The organism is Metabacillus sp. 113a, assembly GCF_050107635.1.
Taxonomy (GTDB): Bacteria; Bacillota; Bacilli; order Bacillales; family Bacillaceae; genus Metabacillus_B.
On sequence record NZ_JBNILJ010000010.1, the window covers coordinates 60,994 to 78,712 of the forward strand.

The following is a 17,719-nucleotide window of genomic DNA, read 5'->3' on the forward strand; positions in this document are numbered from 1 at the left end:
CAATCCGCTCCTTTCGTATATGGTTTCCTTTTTCCTACAGCATCAGCTGCCTGTTTTTCACACTTTCCATGATGATCTTCACCTACTGATCATAATTGGTTTTTTCTCTTGTTTTCACATTTCTATGGAACGTTATGTTCAAGAATAATAAATGAATGGTCATAAAAATCACCTCCTTTCAATCAAAGCTCCTTAGCCTGATATCCTGAAAAAGAGACCCTCACCGGTGGTTCTTCAGCAGCACAAGATTTGAATTATCATAAAAAACGCCGCAGGAAGATACCCCGGGCGCTTTTACAGATACTATAAAACGCCGCAAGTAAGCAAATCGCTCAACCTGCGGCGTATTGTCTAATAAATGCACAAAAAAAGAAATACGTTAGCTGGATACCGGCCAAATCGATTTGAACTTCCTATTCAGTTGCTGTTTGGTCATCTCTGTATACATCATTTTAACCGGTCTCCTTTCATTCATTTTATAAGTACATGGTAATTATATCCACAAAACCAACTTTTGTGAACTCTAAATTCAAACTTTTTTGAAAAAAAATGAACTATGTGCGCAAAGGGTCTTCAATGTTAAACGCTCTATCTCCGTAAATATCAAGGCGGAAGTTCAGGCGATTGATGCATCTGCAGGCTTTGGACAAGAAAGAGAAATCACTAGAATGAGTTCTTACTATGTAGAGCCATGGCTAAAGTTTAAAATAACTCAGCGTTTGTACTTTTTGCTGCCAAGCATAATAAAACCTGCAGAGTCAATCTGCAGGCTAATCAGTTTCTTCTTGAAGCTTCTTTTTATAAGCTAATGAGATTTTAAAGCAAACCATCGCTCCAGCAAGCATAACGCCTGATGTGCCCATCATCGCATACTGCTCGGCTGTCTGACTGGAAGCAACGAACACACCAATATAGAAAAATGTCCCTAATGCTAAGAGGACAAAAGCATAATTTTTGAAATCATTCACTAAGTTCTCCCACTGTTTTTTCAAGCCAATCACCTGCCGGAAAATGTTTTTACAAATACTAGGATAACATAGTCTGACAATCTATTTGACTTGTAATATCAGGAAATCAGGAAAGAGCCTGCTTTAAATCGGCAATCAAATCCTCTGCGTCTTCAATTCCTACAGAAATTCTGATCAGCCCGTCTGTGATGCCGAGCTCTTTTCTTCTGTCAGCAGGAATCGAAGCATGCGTCATTCTGGCAGGTACCGAGATCAGGCTTTCAACAGCTCCGAGACTTTCTGCAAGGGTAAAGTATTTCAGTCTGCTGAGCACCTCGTCTGCTTTTTCCCCGCTCCCTACATCAAAAGAGACCATTCCGCCGAATCCATTCGCCTGTCTCTTGGCGATATCGTGATTCGGGTGATCCTCAAGACCGGGATAATAAATTGTGGAGACAGCAGGGTGTTCTTTCAAGAACTGTACAATCTGCTTTGTATTTTTCTCATGGGCTTCCATCCTTAAACCGAGCGTTTTCACTCCCCGGATCAAAAGCCAGGAATCCTGAGGCCCCAGCACGCCCCCTGTAGAGTTTTGAACGAAGTGAAGCTCATCTGCAAGCTCCTGGGTGTTTACCGCGACAAGACCCGCTACGACATCGCTGTGCCCCCCTATATACTTCGTGGCACTGTGAAGGACGATATCTGCCCCTTGAGTAAGCGGCATCTGCCAGTAAGGCGTGCTGAAGGTGTTATCCACGATGGTAAGCAGACCCTTTTCTTTAGCGAGCCTCGCAGAAGCCTCAATGTCTGTAATTTTCAGCAGAGGGTTTGTAGGCGTTTCTAAATAAAGAGCCTTCGTATTGGATTGGATGGCGTCAGTTATGTTTTCAAGTTTACTTGTATCCACAAAGGTAGATTCAATCCCAAGACGGTTCAAAACCTTTGTCATGACACGGTACGTTCCGCCGTAAACATCATCCGTCATAATGACGTGGTCTCCGCTGCTGAACAGCATCATGACAGCTGAGATTGCCGCCATACCGGAACCGAATGCAAATCCGGCATGTCCCTCTTCCAGATCCTTAATCAATTCCTCGAGAGCATGTCTGGTGGGGTTCCCCGTACGGGAATATTCAAAGCCTTTATGCTCGCCTACACGGTCCTGCTTATACGTGCTTACCTGATAAACCGGAACATTCACAGCTCCTGTCTGGACATCGCCCGTAATCCCGCCGTGAATCATCTTCGTAAGTTTCTTCATATTCAGATACCCCCTTCGTAAATTTTCTTGCTCAAGTAGCGTTCGCTGCTGTCTGCGAAGACTGTAACGATTATACTTCCCTCTTTTGCTTTCTCAGCTTCTAGAAGGGCCGCGTGAAAAGCCGCTCCCGAAGAGCTTCCGACAAGAAGCCCCTCCCGCTTTGCGAGTTCTTTCACTCTTCGGAAGGCGTCTTCGTCAGATACTGTATGGATGGCATCGAAATAATCGGGATTCATATATTCCGGCAAAAACTCCATCCCGATGCCCTCTGTTTTATGGGGACCCGATTCCCCTCCGTTCAATATAGAGCCCTCGGGTTCGACAATACACGCTTTTAATTCAGGATTTTGTTCCTTTAAATATTCAGCCGTTCCCATAAAGGTTCCGCCTGTTCCTGCGCCTGCCACAAACAGATCCACCTTCCCGTCAAGCTGCTCCCAGATTTCCGGTCCGAGCGTCTTGTAATAAGCAAGCGGATTCGCAGGGTTGGCAAACTGCTGCGGACAATAGGAACCGGGAATCTCCTCTAGGAGCTCCTGGGCTTTTTTGATGGCGCCTTTCATTCCGTCTGCCGTGGGAGTATGCACAATCCTGGCGCCGAGCGCCTTCATGATTTCCTGTTTTTCCATACTGAATTTTTCAGGAATACAAAACACCGCCTGCAAATCTTTATTCAGGGCAGCAAGGGCCAGGCCGATTCCTGTATTCCCCGCAGTAGGTTCTACAATGGTCCCGCCCTTCTGCACCTTTCCTGTCCGAAGGGCTTCCTCAATCAGTTCTTTCCCGAGCCGGTCCTTAATGCTGCCGCCGGGATTGCAAAACTCGAGCTTCGCAAAAAGACGTGTACCTTTAGGAAGAGGAAAATGCTGAATTTCCATAAGGGGAGTAGACCCGATTAATTCATGAATTCCTTTAATAACTTTCATTCCATGCACCTTCTCTGTCGGAAGCTAATTAATTTAAATGACGGACAATCCTCAGCACATGCTCTGCAGAATGCAGGCCTGCTTTTTCCAGGAACTGATCAAACGATACATCTGATTCTTTCCCTGCAATATCAGATAATGCCCGGATGATGACAAATGGAACTTGAAACTGGTGGCATACTTGAGCAATCGCAGCTGCTTCCATTTCAACCGCGTACAGATTATCAAATTTTGTCCGGATGTACTCAACCCGTTCAGGATCATTCATAAATGAGTCTCCCGTAGCAATCATCCCTGTTACGGCCTGAATGCCTTCGATGTTTTTTGCCTGCTCTTCCGCAATTTCCAATAGGCGCTGGTCAGGGAGATAGGCAGGGGGAAGACCTGGAACCTGGCCGTATTCATACCCAAATGCCGTTACATCCACATCATGGTGCCTCACTTCCGCCGAAACAACCACATCTCCTACATTCAAAGAATGATGGAAACCTCCGGCTGAACCGGTATTGATGACATAATCCGGTTTAAAGCGGTCAAGCAATATGGATGTACTCATGGCGGCGTTAACTTTGCCGATTCCGGATTTCAGCAGGACAATCTCTTTTCCTTCGTACACACCCTGGGTAAATTCACTTCCGGCAATCATTTCGCTGCTTCTGCCTTCCAATTTTTCTCTCAGTATCGTCACTTCTTCTTCCATTGCTCCGATAATAGCGATTTTCATTAGAACAACCCTCTTTTTTTAAAATTACTGTTTTACTGCCTCCATGATCCATACAAATGGATTCATTTGAGTAAACGAAACAGAAAACCCATGCTTCAGAAAAATCTGTTTCATCACAATATGGGTCGTGTAATATTCTGTTTCAAGATCCTTTACAAGGCCCGTAAACTGCCTTCTTTTTGACTCATCGATCTTTTTCACATACGCATCCCGATCTGTGAAAACAGTATCAGCAAAGATTATTTTACCACCATTGGCAAGCATGCTTCCATATCTGCCGATGGCTTTCTCTTTTTCTTCATCAGTCAAATGGTGAAATGCATACGTGCTTACAATGGAATCAACCTGCTCAGGAGGCTCTGGAAAATCCAGAAAGTCTCCATCGTTTATCATAATCTCTGCAGGGAGCTTTGCTTTTGCCTTCTCACGCATGGCGCTCGAAGGCTCAATTCCATAAACCTTTCTGCCGAGTCCGTGCAGTATAGCGGTTAAATTTCCAGTCCCCACTCCAAACTCCAGCACAACATGGCCCGTACTTGCTGCTGTCTGGTTCAGAATCTCTTCATAATTTTGAAAAACCTCTTTATATTCTCTTGTCTTGCCGCTAACCGTGCTGTCATAATCAGAGGCCCATCCTTCGAACAATTCCAAAAACTCTCTGCCCATGAACCATCTCTCCCTTTTATCAAAACTATATAATTCCTATGTGTATAGTATGAATTAAGCCGAATAACTGTTCAAATAGTATCATAAAGAGTTCTTATTCTCAATATAAATGTTTTCCATATCCCACTGGAACAAGGTTTTTGGTAAACTGAACATAGAGATTTGAGGAGGAGCATCAAACATGAATTTTCAGCTTGATTATTTAAAAGACAAAGTCGAATTTTTCGAAGCAGCCAGCATTAAGGACCTGGAATTAAAAATTGCAGAGCAAATTGATCACAACAAAGCCATTATGATGGAGGTACATTCTGTTACTCATCAAATGCATGTGACGGAGGATGGTCGAAGGTTTTACAGTGCAGTTGTTCATTTTAAAGCGAAGTAATAAGACCTCCAATTTGGCTTATTCCTTGAGTGACGGTTTCGCGTTGTCTGACATTATTGTCTGGCATGGCCGTGTTGTCTGACATGGCCTCGTTGTCTGACATTGTTGTCTGACATGGCCCCGTTGTCTGACATCCTTGTCTGACATCACCATGTTGCCTGACATTGTTGTCTGACATGGCCTCGTTGTCTGACATTGTTGTCTGACATGGCCCCGTTGTCTGACATTCTTGTCTGACATCACCATGTTGTCTGACATGGCCCCGTTGTCTGACATCCTTGTCTGACATCACCATGTTGCCTGACATTGTTGTCTGACATGGCCCCGTTGTCTGACATTCTTGTCAGACATTACCATGTTGTCTGACATTCTTGTCTGACATCACCATGATGTCTGACATTCTTGTCTGAAATCACCATGTTGTCTGACATGACCCCTTGTCTGAAACTCCACCTTCCCATCAAAAAAAGTGCTCTGAGCGTGTAATAGCCCAGAGCACTTTCTTCTGATGTGACTTTTAGTTGTTTCCTTGACATGCCCAATAGCGATTGAGAAGCGCTCAGGGGCTGCTATGCACAGTATGGTGTTATTTCAGTTTTTCAACTTTTACCGGCTTCCATCCTTCGTTTTCAACAAACTGGATGGATACTCTTAGCTTTTCATCCGAACCTTTTGCTGAGATTGTGCCGATGGCATCATCAGGTGAACCGTTGTTTTCAAGGCGCCAGATGGTCATATTGTCTGCCTGTACACCTGTTGCGGCTGTCAATGCCTTGGTCATTTCCTGCCAATCGGTCGAACCTTTATCATAAACCGCGGTATGGTCACCTTCCTGGGTAGTTCCCACCGGCTTCCAATTGGGATTTTCAATGACTTCGGCAACATCTGATCCGGGTTCGCCTTCTGTTACAGTTGCTCCTTCGTTTGGATCTTCAGACTGCTCTTTCTCTTTTTTCTGCTTTTCTTCTTCCTTCGCTTTTTCCTCTGCAGCTTTTTCCTCTGCAGCCTTATCCTCAGCAGATTGTTCATCGCCGGATGTATTTTGTGTTTCTTTATCCTTGTTTTCCGCTTCATCAGAAGCATTGTCTTCCTGGTCTGCAGCCGTCTCTTCACTTTGAGTTTCCTGCTGATCAGAGATTTTGCTGTTGGAAGTCTCTTCTTTTTCTCCGCCTAAGATAAGCTGATAGCCAACGGCTAAGATGAGAATCAGCACAATTCCGATGAGCGCATTGAGAACAACATTCGTTTTTCTGCGCTTATCACGATTGCCGTAACGGGTTTTATTCATTCTCTTCACTCCTTTTCCCACTTACCTTCTGTACTATTCTATCACCGGTGTGCGAATGAAGCCAGTTTAGATTTACTCCTGGATGTCCAGACCGGAAGCAATCTGATAGAACACTTTATTTGCTGCTGCCCTGCTGCTGATTGTTTCAGCATCCAGGACGACAAGCGCATATTTTGGCTTGCCGGATGGAAAATAGCCTGCAAACCATTTATTGATGAGGTTGTTCCCATTCGGATCCTTTCTGCCTGTTTCAGCTGTACCCGATTTTCCGGACACCTCAAACGGAAGGGCCCCGAATCCTGCGCCTGTTCCCTGTTCATCCGTCACGACCAGCCGAAGGAGTTTTTGGAGTTTTTGGGCTGTGTAGTGGTCAAGCGTTACGTCTGACAGTTCTTTATCAGGAAACTGGAACATCGATGTGCCGTTTTTATATAAAATTTCTTCTGCAGTTTTTACGGCCATTCCTTTTCCCCCTCTTGCGATCGTTGCCATCATGTTGGCGATGGCGAGCGGTGTAGCCTGGACATCCTTTTGTCCAATGGCAGTCTGGGCAACGGCTTTTGCTGAGCTTTTGTCGCGGTGATCGCTCCAGACAGTACCTTGTTTTTCTTCAGGGAACTGCCTGAACGCGCCATAGTGAAAGACGGCTCCTTCCCATCCAACCGGGTTTACAAGCCCGAGTTTTTCGGCGGTATTTTCCATATAATCCGCATCTTTACGAATCAGCTGGCTTGAAAGAACATTAAATGTATAATTGCAGCTTCTTGAAAAACTCGTATCGAAATCAAGCGTTCCAAGCTTCCGGTCTTCTTCTGCCCCCCCATAAGGGTTGAGATCACAATTATAGCGGGCAGACGGGTGGTCCAGGCCATTCTCGACTGCTGCAGCGGCGGTTACAATTTTATAAATAGAGCCCGGTTTCATGCTTTCGAGCATATAGTTTTTCAGGCTTGCCTGTTCTCCGTTAACATTTAAATCCGGTTTGCTGGCCATGGCGAGCAGGGTGCTGGATTCAATATCAATCAGCACGGCGCCTCCCTTTTGCACGCCGGCATCAGTCAGTGCTTCTTCCATTAATCTTTGAATGGCCAAATCCAATGTCGTTTTTACTTTGACTGGAAAATGGGCGCTTGAGTCAGCAATGTACTTTACATTTACGCCAAAAAGCGGATTTCCATTTCCATCTACGTGATAGAGCAGCTTCGTTTCAGACTCAGGCAGCAGAAATTCATCAAACGCTTTTTGAAGTCCGGCGGCTCCGATTTTCACCGCAGACGGCAGTTTTTTGTCCGGGTATCTTTTTGCGAGCACTTCAGGCATTTCCGCAGTATACCCCATGATATGGGAGGCAGACAGCTCATTTGGATGATCCTGGACCATCACTCCATAAACGCCCGGGATTTTCAGAGCGTTGATTTTCTCGAGGTCCTCGCTGTCCAGGGCAGCTCCATCGCCGCTGGATAAAATGACCGGAGATTCGGCTTTGGATACTAAAGAACGAAGGATCCCATCTGACATTCCTGCAAGATCTGCTATTTCTGCGCTGGGCCAGTCAAGACCTTTAATAAATGGAAACAAAACGAGGGAGGGCTTTACTCCCGCGGACAGCAATTCCCCGTTCCGGTCGATCAGTGTTCCTCTTCCATCATCAATTAATACGGATTGCGTCCGCTGTGCTACGCTCTCTTCTATTAAATTGATATGATGGCTGCCAAAGGATTCTGTCCGGAACAGCTGAAGCTCTGCCAATCTCCATGCTAAAACAGCAATGCCTGCCGTGATTACAATGCAGACCGTCCTGACTCTCTTCTTGATTTTCCGCATAAAAAAACCACCTCATCCACATTGTCGACGAGGCGGTTCGGGTTTAATCGGATTTACTTGATATTTACGATTTTTACCTGCATTTCCCCACCTGGGGTCTGAACGGATACTTCGTCTCCAACCTGCTTGCCGATAAGGCTTTTCGCAATTGGTGAGTCGTTGGAAATTTTTCCTTCGAAAGGATCGGCTTCTGCACTTCCGACAATCGTGTAGGACTCTTCATCGCCTTTTGGAAGCTCCTGGAACGTCACGGTTTTTCCAAGGGCCACTACGTTCGTGTTTGATGTATCTTCTACGATAATCTTAGCATTGCGGATCATATTCTCGAGTGTCGTAATTCTTCCCTCAACAAACGCCTGCTCTTCCTTAGCGGAATCATACTCGGAGTTTTCAGAAAGATCACCGAAGCTGCGCGCAATTTTGATACGCTCGACCACTTCTTTGCGGCGTACCGTTTTCATGTACTCCAATTCCTGTTCGAGCTTTTCTTTTCCTTCTTTCGTCATCGGAAATTCTTTCTCTTGTGCCATTGATATCCACTCCTTCTGAAACAGCTGTCCCCCGAATTTTTGTGTATGTAAGACCTGTTAATAATACAAGAGCGAGGGCAAGCCTGCCCTCACACTCTTTTTCATATTCAGAAATGCTTCTGTTCACTCTCTGAACGCATTTTTACATGAAACGTTTAACAATCTATACATAATATGGGCACAGTGCTCTATATCTATGCTATGTTATTACAAAATAGCGTTTTGTTCAAGAATTGTTTGAATTTTTGTTACCATTAAATCCACGGCTACGTGGTTCTGTCCACCCTCAGGAATGATAATATCAGCATAGCGCTTCGTCGGTTCGATAAACTGGTTATGCATCGGCCTTACAACTGAGACATACTGTTCAATGACAGAATCAATCGAACGGCCCCGCTCCTTTATATCACGCAGAATGCGGCGGATAATCCGTATGTCTGCATCCGTATCTACATACATCTTGATGTCCATGAGATCCCTCAGGCGTTCATCCTCCAGAATAAGGATCCCTTCCAGAATGATAACATCCTTCGGTTCGATGCGCAGAACCTCTTCTGACCTGGTATGAATGGTGTAATCATAGACAGGCTTATTAATGCCTTCATAGTGAAGAAGTTTTTTTAAGTGATCAATTAGAAGATCATTGTCAAAGGCAAGCGGATGGTCATAATTCGTGTTCAGACGTTCTTCATACGGAAGATGGCTTTGATCCTTGTAGTAGTAATCTTGTTCGAGCATCATGATGGAATGTCCTTTGAAGTGCTCATAGATCGCTTTGGTTACACTTGTTTTACCAGAACCGGATCCTCCGGCAACCCCTATTACGACGGGTTTCTTTCCCATTGCCTCAGAACCCCTTCCGCATCATGTTGTATGGATAAACCGGCCGGTCCAACTTGAATTTAACGGTTTGAAGAGGGTGGCGCGCTGCATCCAGCTCATTTCCTTCTTCATCATACACCTTTTCGATGACTGTACGGAAGTTTTCGAGCTCCGGTCCGAAGAATTCGACTTCGTCTCCAGGCTTAAAATAGTTCCGCTGCTGAAGCGTCACTGTTTTTCCTTCCGGGTCATAGTTCAGCACCATTCCTACGAAATCAAAGTTCGTCTTTTTGCCGTGAACGCCGAACATCTGCTCTTTATGCCCTGGCACTCCTTCAAAGAAGGCAGGAGCGGTCTCGCGATTCGCGCACTTGTCCAGCTCCTCAAGCCACTCCTGCTGGATTGTAAAGTTATCAGGGTCCGCACAGTAAGCATCAATTACTTTCCGGTATACGCTGACTACAGTGGCTACATAGTGAATGGATTTCATCCGTCCTTCTATTTTCAGGCTGTCGATTCCCATTTCAATCATTCTTGGAATCGATTCGACCAGTTTGAGATCCTTTGGACTCATCGCAAATGGTGAATCGTTTTCTCCAAACAGTGGTGTTTCCTTTCCATCCTCCTGCTTATAAAGATCATAATCCCAGCGGCAGGACTGGCAGCAGCCTCCACGGTTGGAGTCGCGTGCTGTCATATGGTTGGAAAGAGTACAGCGTCCGGAATAGGCAATGCACATCGCTCCGTGGATAAACGTTTCTATTTCGATATCCACCTTCTCTTTCATTTCGCGGATCTCATCCCCGCTTGTCTCACGGGCGAGAACAACACGCTCAAGCCCTTCCTCTTTCCAAAACTGAACAGCTTTCCAGTTTGAAAGAGACTGCTGGGTGCTTAAGTGGATCTCGAGCTTCGGAGCGGCTGTTTTACATGTTTCGATGATGAGGGGATCTGCGACAATGATACCGGTAACTCCAGCGTCTTCAAGCCCTTTCAAATAATCAGCGATTCCATCCATATTTTCGTTATGGGCAAAAATATTGGTGGTTACGTAAATTTTTGCGTTGTATTGATTGGCAAATTGGACGCCTTCTGCCATTTCTTCCTGTGAAAAGTTGTCTGCGTTTGAGCGAAGACCATATTCCCGTCCTCCTATAAATACAGCATCTGCTCCATAGCGGACGGCAATTTTCAGCTTCTCCAGATTTCCAGCCGGCGCCAAAAGCTCAGGTTTTTTCGTAATGACGCGTTTTCCATTGATGATGGTGGAAATAGAATCGGTTACTCTATTCATACGTATACCTCCCTATTTATTTTTATTGCTTATATCGTCCGTCCTCAGTAGACGGTTTCTTTAAAGAAAAAGCCGGTGTCAAGCGGCCGGTGGGAAGGCTGGATTTCTTCAATTTTTGACAGCAGGCTGCCCTTGATCTCTTCATATTCCTCACGCGCATCTACACACAGGTCAATGGCTTTCCTGTATTTTTTTGTGACTTCGATGACATATTCGCTCGTTTGAAGAACCCCGTCGATCTTAAAGGAATCCACGCCTGCGTCAATCAAGTCTTCCAATTCATCGATTATACACATATCGTTAGGACTCATAATGTGTGTGCCGTTCTGATCTTCATAAACCGGATATTTATTTTCCCGTTCTTTATCATGAAGCAGCAGACCCTTTTCCATCTTATCCTGATTCACGACTTCCATCGATTTTCCCTGATATAAATAATAGTTTCCGATTAAAGAACGCTTGGACTGGAACATGCACGTCATTCCATGGACTTGAATCTCAATTTCCACTTCTGCATTTTCCTTCGTCTCAACGATTGAATCCATGTTGAGCTCCCTCGCAAGCACTGCTCTTTGTGCACCTTTCCTGCCCCAATAGTTGCAGGTAAAGTAGTTGGTCGCTGTCGTCTCTGTATTCCAGTGAAGTTTCATATCCGGAACTGTTTCCCGGGCTGTCATCAGAACAGCCGGGTCTCCGAACACAATGGCATCAGCCTTGGCTTCTTTAAGGAAAAGCATATAATCGGCTAAATCATCGATAAGATCGTTATGAAAAATCGCGTTCATCGCCGCGTATACTTTAACCCCGTTCTGATGGGCGATCTCAACCGCTTTCCTGAAATCCTCACGGTTAAACTCCCCTGCGAGACGAAGACCGAATTTTTGCTCACCGATTATCATAGCCGTTGCTCCTGCTTTCGCAAGCGCCTCTATATCATCGAGCTTTGAAGGAGTGACTAGCAATTCTGGTTTTTTCACGTTTGCTCACCTCTTTTAATGCTTACGGCGATGCCGTCTCCAACAGGGATAATGCATGTATCGAATCCCTGATGTGACATCAGCCAGCTGTTATACCCCGCAATTTTTTTCACGAGGCTTCTGATTCGTTTATTGTCAATACGGTCCTGCTTTTCTGCGACAAGACCTTTAAATAAAATATTATCGGTAATGATCATACCGCCGTTATTGAGCATGGGCTCATATAATTCAAAAAAACGCTGATACTGCCCTTTTGCCGCATCGATAAACAATGCATCAAAAGGCCCTTCATTCCTTATTTGATCATGAATCTCCAGGGCATCACCGAAATATATCCGGATTCTGCTGCTGAGATCCGACTGTTTCGTCCGTAAAAGTGCCTGATCGTAACGATCCTGGTCTCTTTCTATACTCACTATAGAGGCTTTCGGAACAGCGGACGCCATGCGGATGGCTGAATAGCCGATGGCCGTTCCGATTTCTAGTATGCGAAGGGGAGAATGGATACGGAGAAATTGCAGCAAAACTTCCATTCCTGCTGCTTCCATAATGGGAACTCCATGCTCTTGAGCATAGCTCTCCATATCCTTGATCGGGCCGGAGCGTTCGGGAATCATGCTTTCTATATAAGCATGAAGAGTTGGTTCAAGCACTGAATTGGCCTCCTTGCGCAAAAAGAAGAGTTCTGATTAGGAACTCTTGCCTTCATTATATCTGCGGTCGTGTCTGCACACAACTTGATATATTTTAGCACAAATAAAGAGGGAATGAAATAAATTTCACTCCCTCTCTGAGTTATGATTCTTCTCTCGGCCCGGTAATATATTTTTCTTTAAGCTGATTATGCTCTTTGAGTGTTCTTGAATAATATACTTTCCCTTCCGGCGATGCCAGGAAATACAGATAATCTGTATTATCAGGCTGCAGCGCGGCTTCCATGGACATGGTACCGCTATTGGAAATCGGTCCTGGAGGGAGGCCTTTGTTTTTGTACGTATTATACGGTGAAGAGACCTTCAGGTCATCATAGGTTACACGGTCTTTATGCTCTCCCAAAGCATAGAGCACGGTGGGATCCGTCTGAAGAGGCATGTCCTGGTTGATCCGGTTAACAAACACACTGGATATTTTCTGTCTGTCAACTTGTCCTGTGGCCTCCTCTTCAATTAGAGAGGACATCGTCAGGAAGGTGTGAACGGTCCACTTTTTTTCCTTAATCTGCGGAAGAAGCGGCTTTACCCGCTTATCCGTCTCACCGATCATCTTCTCGAGAATGGCATCAAGTGAAGTATTTGGATCTTTGAAAGGATAGGTTGCCGGGAATAAATAGCCTTCAAGCTTATATTTCACGGATTTGCTGTCCACTTCTTTGGATACAGTATCCGGAAATTTTTCTTTCATCGAAGCGATAAACTCTGGATCCTGTACTTTTTTTAACACTTCTTCCTTTGAAAACTCGGAATTATTTTCAATAATTGCCGCAATTTGCGTTAATTTGTGGCCTTCTGGTACCGTCAGCTGAATGGCTACATCTTCAGACATTTTTCCGGTTTTCAGAAGCTCGATCATATCATCCATCGTCATGGACCTGCTCATCAGATAGTCTCCTGCCTGAAAACCTGTTTCATTTTTAAACTTTACATAGTATTTAAAAACTCTGGCATCTTTAATCAGACCTTCATCCTTCAGTTCTGCAGCAATGCCTGTGACAGAAGAACCAAGAGGAATCGAAACCTTCACTTCCTTTTTATCTGCTGAATCTACGGGACTCAATGCATTTTGTATATAGATGATCCCTGTGACCGCTATCAAAGCCAGGGCAATTCCTGTTATAAGGACAATCCTGATTACAATCTTCCGGATTGATTTTGCTTCTTCCTGTCTTTCAAGTAAAGTCTTATGTATAGATGATTTATCAGATTTATGTTTCATCTTTTTCCCCCTTCCACTTCCCATTATTATACTACAAAATTCCCCTTTATTCGTCATTAACAATTTGTATCCATACGGCGCTTTTCCAATTGCTTTAGCTGCAGAGGGCCAGGGGGAACCGGCGGCTCTATTCAGAAACTGAATGAAAAAAAGGAAGCCGGGTTCCCATCCCGGCTTCCTTCTGTATTATTCTTCTTCCTCTTCGTTATCGAAGAATGTGTTCATCATTTCTTCAATCATGTCCCATTCTTCTTCAGTTTCAATCGGCTGAAGTTCGCCGTCTTCTCCGTTTTCGTTCGGAGTAAAGCTTGATGCATGAATCTCGACATCTTCTTCATCCTGATCTTCGCTGCTGATTGGATAGTATAGCACGTAAGATTTGTTAAACTCATCGGATTCGAACGTAAATAAGATTTCGCAAAGCTGCTCGTTTCCGTTCTCATCCACTACTGTAATTTGCTTTTCGCCATGTTCCATAACTATTCACCTCGTTTAGTACTCTCCGTTACCGGAGGCTGTCAAGATACCCTTGGAGGATCATGACCGCAGCCATTTTATCAATGACCTTTTTTCGTTTTTTTCTGCTGACGTCTGCTTCAATGAGCATTCGTTCGGCAGCCATCGTAGTCAGACGCTCGTCCCAAAGGACGACCGGAAGCGAGAAGGTTTCCTCTAATAAAGAGGCAAACCGCTGGCAGGCTTCCCCGCGCGGGCCGATGGTGCCATTCATATTTTTGGGAAGACCGACGACAATCTTGTCCGCTTCTTCCGTTTTGATCAGTTCAGAAAGCCTCGTCAGACCATAGTCTCCGCCTTCTTCGTTAATTTTAACCGTTTCGAGCCCCTGGGCCGTCCAGCCAAGGTAGTCACTGACTGCTACTCCGATTGTTTTCGTTCCATAATCCAAACCAAGTACTCGCATGCATTACTCCCCGCGGTTATTTTGCAGATACGATTTTACAAGCTCTTCAATCAGCTCGTCACGCTCAAGCTTCCGGATCAGGCTTCTGGCATCCCGGTGCCTCGGAATATAAGCCGGATCACCGGAAAGCAAATAGCCGACAATCTGATTGATCGGATTGTAGCCTTTTTCTTTCAGTGCATCATATACGGTAAACAAAACTTCGTTCACATCTGCTTGAACGGAATCCTCCGACACGTTGAATTTCATTGTTTTATCGAATGAGCTCACTGTCTGCACCTCTTTCTCAAGTTCACATAGAGGACTGAATCCTGCTCGTCCTGACTCTTATCACCATTCTACACTAAGAATGGGAATTATAAAACGGATTTAATCCATTCCTCTGCATAGTTTAAAGCAGATTCAAGTTTTTCAGGGTCTTTCCCGCCTGCCTGAGCCATATCAGGACGGCCTCCGCCGCCTCCGCCGCAGCGCTCTGCCACTTCTTTAACGAGCTTGCCTGCATGAAGCCCCCGGTCGATCAGGTCCTTGGAAACACCGGCTGCAATATTCACTTTATCACCGCTGGCAGCTCCCAGTACGATGACAGCTGATCCCAGCTTTGCTTTTAAATCATCAAGAATTGCCCGAAGACTGTTCATGTCCTTGGCATTCACCTTGCTTGCAAGAAGTTTTACTCCGTCCACATCTTTTACCTGATCTGTCAAAGAGGATGCTTCAAGATTGCCCAATTTAGAGGTCAGCGATTCATTTTCGCGCTGCAGCTCTTTCAGTTCAGCCGCCAGGCTGTCAATTCTGTCCGGAACCTCTTTTGCCTTCGTTTTCAGCTTGACCGCAGCTTCCTCAAGAATCGACAGCTGGTCACTCATCGCTTCATAGGCTGTTTTGCCTGTAACAGCTTCTATCCTTCTCGTACCTGCTCCAATTCCCGATTCAGAGATGAGCTTGAACAGACCGATCGAAGAGGTATTTTCGACATGACAGCCCCCGCAAAGCTCGAGACTGTAATCTCCGATTTGAACAACGCGGACAATTTTTCCGTATTTTTCACCGAATAGAGCCATGGCGCCCATTGCTTTCGCTTCGTCAATCGGCTTCAGGTCAATGTTCACTCCGATGCCTGCCCAAATTTTTTCGTTAACGGTGTGCTCGATCTGTTTAAGCTCACTGTCGGTAATCTGGCCGAAGTGGGAAAAGTCAAAACGCAGGCGGTCTGCCTTTACTAAGGAGCCCGCCTGATTTACATGGCCTCCAAGAACATCCTTCAGTGCTTGATGCAGCAGGTGGGTAGCCGTGTGGTTTTTAACAACGCCTTCCCGGATACGCCGGTCCACTGCAGCTGCAGCCTTATCATGTTTATGGATGGTGCCCTTCTCAACAATTGCACGGTGAAGGTTCTGCCCATTCGGTGCCTTTTTTACATCCTTCACACGGACGGTAAACCTATCATTTGAAATGGTTCCTTCATCTGCAATCTGGCCGCCGCTTTCCGCGTAAAATGGTGTCTGCACAAGGATAAGCTGAATCTCATCGCCTTCACTCGCCTCATCGGCAAGCTCGCCATTTTTTATGAGAGCCGCAATTTCCGTTTCAACGTTGAGCGTTTCATATCCAACAAACGTGCTTTCCGTTTTAAGATCACCGAGAACCCCGCCCTGAACCTGCATGGAATCGACTTCCTGGCGCGCGGATCTTGCCCGCTCCCGCTGCTTTTCCATTTCAGCTTCAAAGCCTTCCGTGTCGATCTCCATTTCTTCTTCCTCTGCATATTCCTCTGTCAGCTCTACAGGGAAGCCATAAGTGTCATAAAGACGGAAGACGTCTGCGCCTGGTATGATGCGGTGCCCGGCTTGCCTTTGTTTTTTTATTACCTCAGAAAGAATAGCAAGTCCATCATTGAGCGTTTCATGGAACCGCTCTTCTTCATTTTTGATTACTTTTTGAATGAATTCTGTTTTTTGTTGAACCTCCGGATAGAAGGCTTCCATGATTTCTCCGACTGCCGGTACAAGCTCAAACATAAACGGACGGTTAATATCGAGCTTCTTAGCGTACCTGACAGCGCGGCGCAGCAAACGGCGCAGCACATATCCGCGGCCTTCATTTGACGGCAAAGCTCCATCACCGACTGCAAAAGAAACCGTTCTGATATGATCGGCGATGACCTTGAACGCCTCATCCTTTTCCTTGCTGCCGTGATACTCCATACCGGAAATCTTAGCTGTTGCTTCAATAATTGGCATAAAAAGATCGGTTTCATAGTTAGTCGGTACGTTTTGGATCACAGAACACATGCGCTCAAGCCCCATGCCAGTATCAATGTTTTTCTTAGGAAGCGGCGTATAGGTGCCGTCCGAATTATGGTTAAACTCAGAAAAAACGAGATTCCACACTTCCAAATACCGTTCATTTTCCCCCCCCGGGTACAGCTCAGGATCTTCCGGGTCATGACCGTAAACCTCACCCCGGTCATAAAAAATTTCCGTATTCGGGCCGCTCGGACCTTCGCCGATATCCCAGAAGTTCCCTTCAAGGCGGATGATGCGGTCTTCCGGAACACCTACTTTTTCTGTCCAGATTTCAAATGCTTCATCATCTTCAGGATGAATGGTCACAGAAAGCTTTTCTGGATCAAAGCCAATCCATTTGTCACTCGTGAGGAATTCCCATGCCCATTCGATCGCTTCAACCTTAAAGTACTCTCCTATCGAAAAGTTCCCAAGCATTTCAAAAAAGGTATGGTGGCGTGCTGTTTTTCCGACGTTCTCAATATCATTCGTCCGGATGGATTTTTGAGCATTGCAAATCCTTGGGTTTGCCGGAATCACCCGTCCATCAAAATATTTTTTCAGGGTAGCGACTCCGCTGTTGATCCACAGCAATGAAGGATCCTCATGCGGAACGAGGGAAGCGCTTGGCTCAACGGCATGGCCTTTTTCTTTAAAGAAATCAAGAAACATCTGCCGTACTTCTGCGGACGTTAAAAATTTCATTGGTAATCCTCCTTTTTGTATGTAAGCCGGGGGACTCTGCAAAAACAAAAAACTCCCGTTCCTGCGCAAATCAGTATTGATTTGCACAGGGACGAGAGTTTGCTTGCTCGCGGTACCACCCTGATTATGGATGCAGGCATCCATCAGCTTCATTCGGCCATAACGCGGTCACGGGACGGCAGGGCTTTTACCTGCACTCAGGAATAGCATTCTGTTACCCTTCATCAA

General features: G+C 45.5%; 18 protein-coding genes and 1 other annotated feature (1 of these 19 cut by a window edge). Of the genes, 1 reads left to right on the forward strand and 17 read right to left on the reverse strand.

What is annotated here, in order from left to right; genetic code table 11:
• Positions 1 to 770 precede the first annotated feature (770 nt).
• The 5 genes from ACQCVE_RS14080 to ACQCVE_RS14100 all read right to left on the reverse strand — a co-directional run bounded on the left by ACQCVE_RS14080 (position 771) and on the right by ACQCVE_RS14100 (position 4,524).
• On the reverse strand, positions 771 to 992 hold the full coding sequence (locus ACQCVE_RS14080) for a YrhC family protein (protein WP_426863181.1): 222 nt from the start codon (positions 990 to 992) through the stop codon (positions 771 to 773).
• 82 nt (positions 993 to 1,074) lie between these two features.
• Positions 1,075 to 2,208: a bifunctional cystathionine gamma-lyase/homocysteine desulfhydrase gene (locus ACQCVE_RS14085; RefSeq protein ID WP_426863182.1), complete on the reverse strand. Its 1,134-nt coding sequence runs from the start codon at positions 2,206 to 2,208 to the stop codon at positions 1,075 to 1,077.
• 2 nt (positions 2,209 to 2,210) lie between these two features.
• The gene (locus tag ACQCVE_RS14090) at positions 2,211 to 3,134 is read right to left on the reverse strand and encodes a PLP-dependent cysteine synthase family protein (RefSeq protein ID WP_426863183.1); all 924 of its coding nucleotides are present in this window, start codon (positions 3,132 to 3,134) and stop codon (positions 2,211 to 2,213) included.
• A 28-nt stretch (positions 3,135 to 3,162) separates the two neighbouring features.
• The gene (gene mtnN, locus ACQCVE_RS14095) at positions 3,163 to 3,858 is read right to left on the reverse strand and encodes a 5'-methylthioadenosine/S-adenosylhomocysteine nucleosidase (RefSeq protein ID WP_426846495.1); all 696 of its coding nucleotides are present in this window, start codon (positions 3,856 to 3,858) and stop codon (positions 3,163 to 3,165) included.
• A gap of 24 nt (positions 3,859 to 3,882) precedes the next feature.
• Complete coding sequence (locus ACQCVE_RS14100; RefSeq protein ID WP_426863184.1) at positions 3,883 to 4,524, reverse strand: class I SAM-dependent methyltransferase; 642 nt, start codon at positions 4,522 to 4,524, stop codon at positions 3,883 to 3,885.
• 181 nt (positions 4,525 to 4,705) lie between these two features.
• Between ACQCVE_RS14100 and ACQCVE_RS14105 the strand changes: the two genes are divergently transcribed.
• Positions 4,706 to 4,909: a DUF2536 family protein gene (locus ACQCVE_RS14105; RefSeq protein WP_426846491.1), complete on the forward strand. Its 204-nt coding sequence runs from the start codon at positions 4,706 to 4,708 to the stop codon at positions 4,907 to 4,909.
• 586 nt (positions 4,910 to 5,495) lie between these two features.
• On the opposite strand, the gene ACQCVE_RS14110 is transcribed toward ACQCVE_RS14105, so the two are convergent.
• The 12 genes from ACQCVE_RS14110 to alaS all read right to left on the reverse strand — a co-directional run bounded on the left by ACQCVE_RS14110 (position 5,496) and on the right by alaS (position 17,491).
• Complete coding sequence (locus ACQCVE_RS14110) at positions 5,496 to 6,197, reverse strand: YrrS family protein (RefSeq protein ID WP_426863185.1); 702 nt, start codon at positions 6,195 to 6,197, stop codon at positions 5,496 to 5,498.
• A 72-nt stretch (positions 6,198 to 6,269) separates the two neighbouring features.
• Positions 6,270 to 8,021, reverse strand: coding sequence for a peptidoglycan D,D-transpeptidase FtsI family protein (locus tag ACQCVE_RS14115; protein ID WP_426863186.1), 1,752 nt, complete (start codon positions 8,019 to 8,021; stop codon positions 6,270 to 6,272).
• Between the two features lie 53 nt (positions 8,022 to 8,074).
• Positions 8,075 to 8,551: a transcription elongation factor GreA gene (gene greA, locus ACQCVE_RS14120; protein WP_426846485.1), complete on the reverse strand. Its 477-nt coding sequence runs from the start codon at positions 8,549 to 8,551 to the stop codon at positions 8,075 to 8,077.
• A 207-nt stretch (positions 8,552 to 8,758) separates the two neighbouring features.
• Entirely contained in the window at positions 8,759 to 9,394 is a 636-nt protein-coding gene (gene udk / locus ACQCVE_RS14125) for a uridine kinase (RefSeq protein WP_426863187.1), read from the reverse strand.
• Positions 9,395 to 9,398: 4 nt separating this feature from the next.
• The gene (locus ACQCVE_RS14130; protein WP_426863188.1) at positions 9,399 to 10,667 is read right to left on the reverse strand and encodes a peptidase U32 family protein; all 1,269 of its coding nucleotides are present in this window, start codon (positions 10,665 to 10,667) and stop codon (positions 9,399 to 9,401) included.
• A gap of 44 nt (positions 10,668 to 10,711) precedes the next feature.
• Positions 10,712 to 11,644, reverse strand: a complete 933-nt coding sequence (locus ACQCVE_RS14135) for a peptidase U32 family protein (RefSeq protein ID WP_426863189.1) — start codon at positions 11,642 to 11,644, stop codon at positions 10,712 to 10,714.
• A complete protein-coding gene (locus tag ACQCVE_RS14140) occupies positions 11,641 to 12,297 on the reverse strand; it encodes an O-methyltransferase (RefSeq protein ID WP_426863190.1) in 657 nt (218 codons plus the stop codon). Before ACQCVE_RS14140 ends, ACQCVE_RS14135 begins: the two co-directional genes overlap by 4 nt.
• A 142-nt stretch (positions 12,298 to 12,439) precedes the next feature.
• On the reverse strand, positions 12,440 to 13,576 hold the full coding sequence (mltG, locus tag ACQCVE_RS14145; RefSeq protein WP_426863191.1) for an endolytic transglycosylase MltG: 1,137 nt from the start codon (positions 13,574 to 13,576) through the stop codon (positions 12,440 to 12,442).
• A gap of 186 nt (positions 13,577 to 13,762) precedes the next feature.
• Positions 13,763 to 14,053, reverse strand: coding sequence for a DUF1292 domain-containing protein (locus ACQCVE_RS14150; protein WP_426846473.1), 291 nt, complete (start codon positions 14,051 to 14,053; stop codon positions 13,763 to 13,765).
• Between the two features lie 28 nt (positions 14,054 to 14,081).
• A complete protein-coding gene (gene ruvX / locus ACQCVE_RS14155) occupies positions 14,082 to 14,498 on the reverse strand; it encodes a Holliday junction resolvase RuvX (protein ID WP_426846471.1) in 417 nt (138 codons plus the stop codon).
• 3 nt (positions 14,499 to 14,501) lie between these two features.
• Entirely contained in the window at positions 14,502 to 14,768 is a 267-nt protein-coding gene (locus ACQCVE_RS14160) for an IreB family regulatory phosphoprotein (RefSeq protein ID WP_426846469.1), read from the reverse strand.
• Positions 14,769 to 14,854: 86 nt separating this feature from the next.
• Entirely contained in the window at positions 14,855 to 17,491 is a 2,637-nt protein-coding gene (alaS, locus tag ACQCVE_RS14165; protein WP_426863192.1) for an alanine--tRNA ligase, read from the reverse strand.
• Positions 17,492 to 17,575: 84 nt separating this feature from the next.
• Positions 17,576 to 17,719, reverse strand: a binding site (T-box leader) (it continues 73 nt past the right edge of the window).

Coding starts and splice junctions, on each gene's coding strand:
- ACQCVE_RS14085 (WP_426863182.1), bottom strand. CDS start 2,208: ATGAAGAAACTTACGAAGATGATTCACGGCGGGATTACGGGCGATGTC.
- ACQCVE_RS14090 (WP_426863183.1), bottom strand. CDS start 3,134: ATGAAAGTTATTAAAGGAATTCATGAATTAATCGGGTCTACTCCCCTT.
- mtnN (WP_426846495.1), bottom strand. CDS start 3,858: ATGAAAATCGCTATTATCGGAGCAATGGAAGAAGAAGTGACGATACTG.
- ACQCVE_RS14100 (WP_426863184.1), bottom strand. CDS start 4,524: ATGGGCAGAGAGTTTTTGGAATTGTTCGAAGGATGGGCCTCTGATTAT.
- ACQCVE_RS14105 (WP_426846491.1), top strand. CDS start 4,706: ATGAATTTTCAGCTTGATTATTTAAAAGACAAAGTCGAATTTTTCGAA.
- ACQCVE_RS14110 (WP_426863185.1), bottom strand. CDS start 6,197: ATGAATAAAACCCGTTACGGCAATCGTGATAAGCGCAGAAAAACGAAT.
- ACQCVE_RS14115 (WP_426863186.1), bottom strand. CDS start 8,021: ATGCGGAAAATCAAGAAGAGAGTCAGGACGGTCTGCATTGTAATCACG.
- greA (WP_426846485.1), bottom strand. CDS start 8,551: ATGGCACAAGAGAAAGAATTTCCGATGACGAAAGAAGGAAAAGAAAAG.
- udk (WP_426863187.1), bottom strand. CDS start 9,394: ATGGGAAAGAAACCCGTCGTAATAGGGGTTGCCGGAGGATCCGGTTCT.
- ACQCVE_RS14130 (WP_426863188.1), bottom strand. CDS start 10,667: ATGAATAGAGTAACCGATTCTATTTCCACCATCATCAATGGAAAACGC.
- mltG (WP_426863191.1), bottom strand. CDS start 13,576: ATGAAACATAAATCTGATAAATCATCTATACATAAGACTTTACTTGAA.
- ACQCVE_RS14150 (WP_426846473.1), bottom strand. CDS start 14,053: ATGGAACATGGCGAAAAGCAAATTACAGTAGTGGATGAGAACGGAAAC.
- ruvX (WP_426846471.1), bottom strand. CDS start 14,498: ATGCGAGTACTTGGTTTGGATTATGGAACGAAAACAATCGGAGTAGCA.
- alaS (WP_426863192.1), bottom strand. CDS start 17,491: ATGAAATTTTTAACGTCCGCAGAAGTACGGCAGATGTTTCTTGATTTC.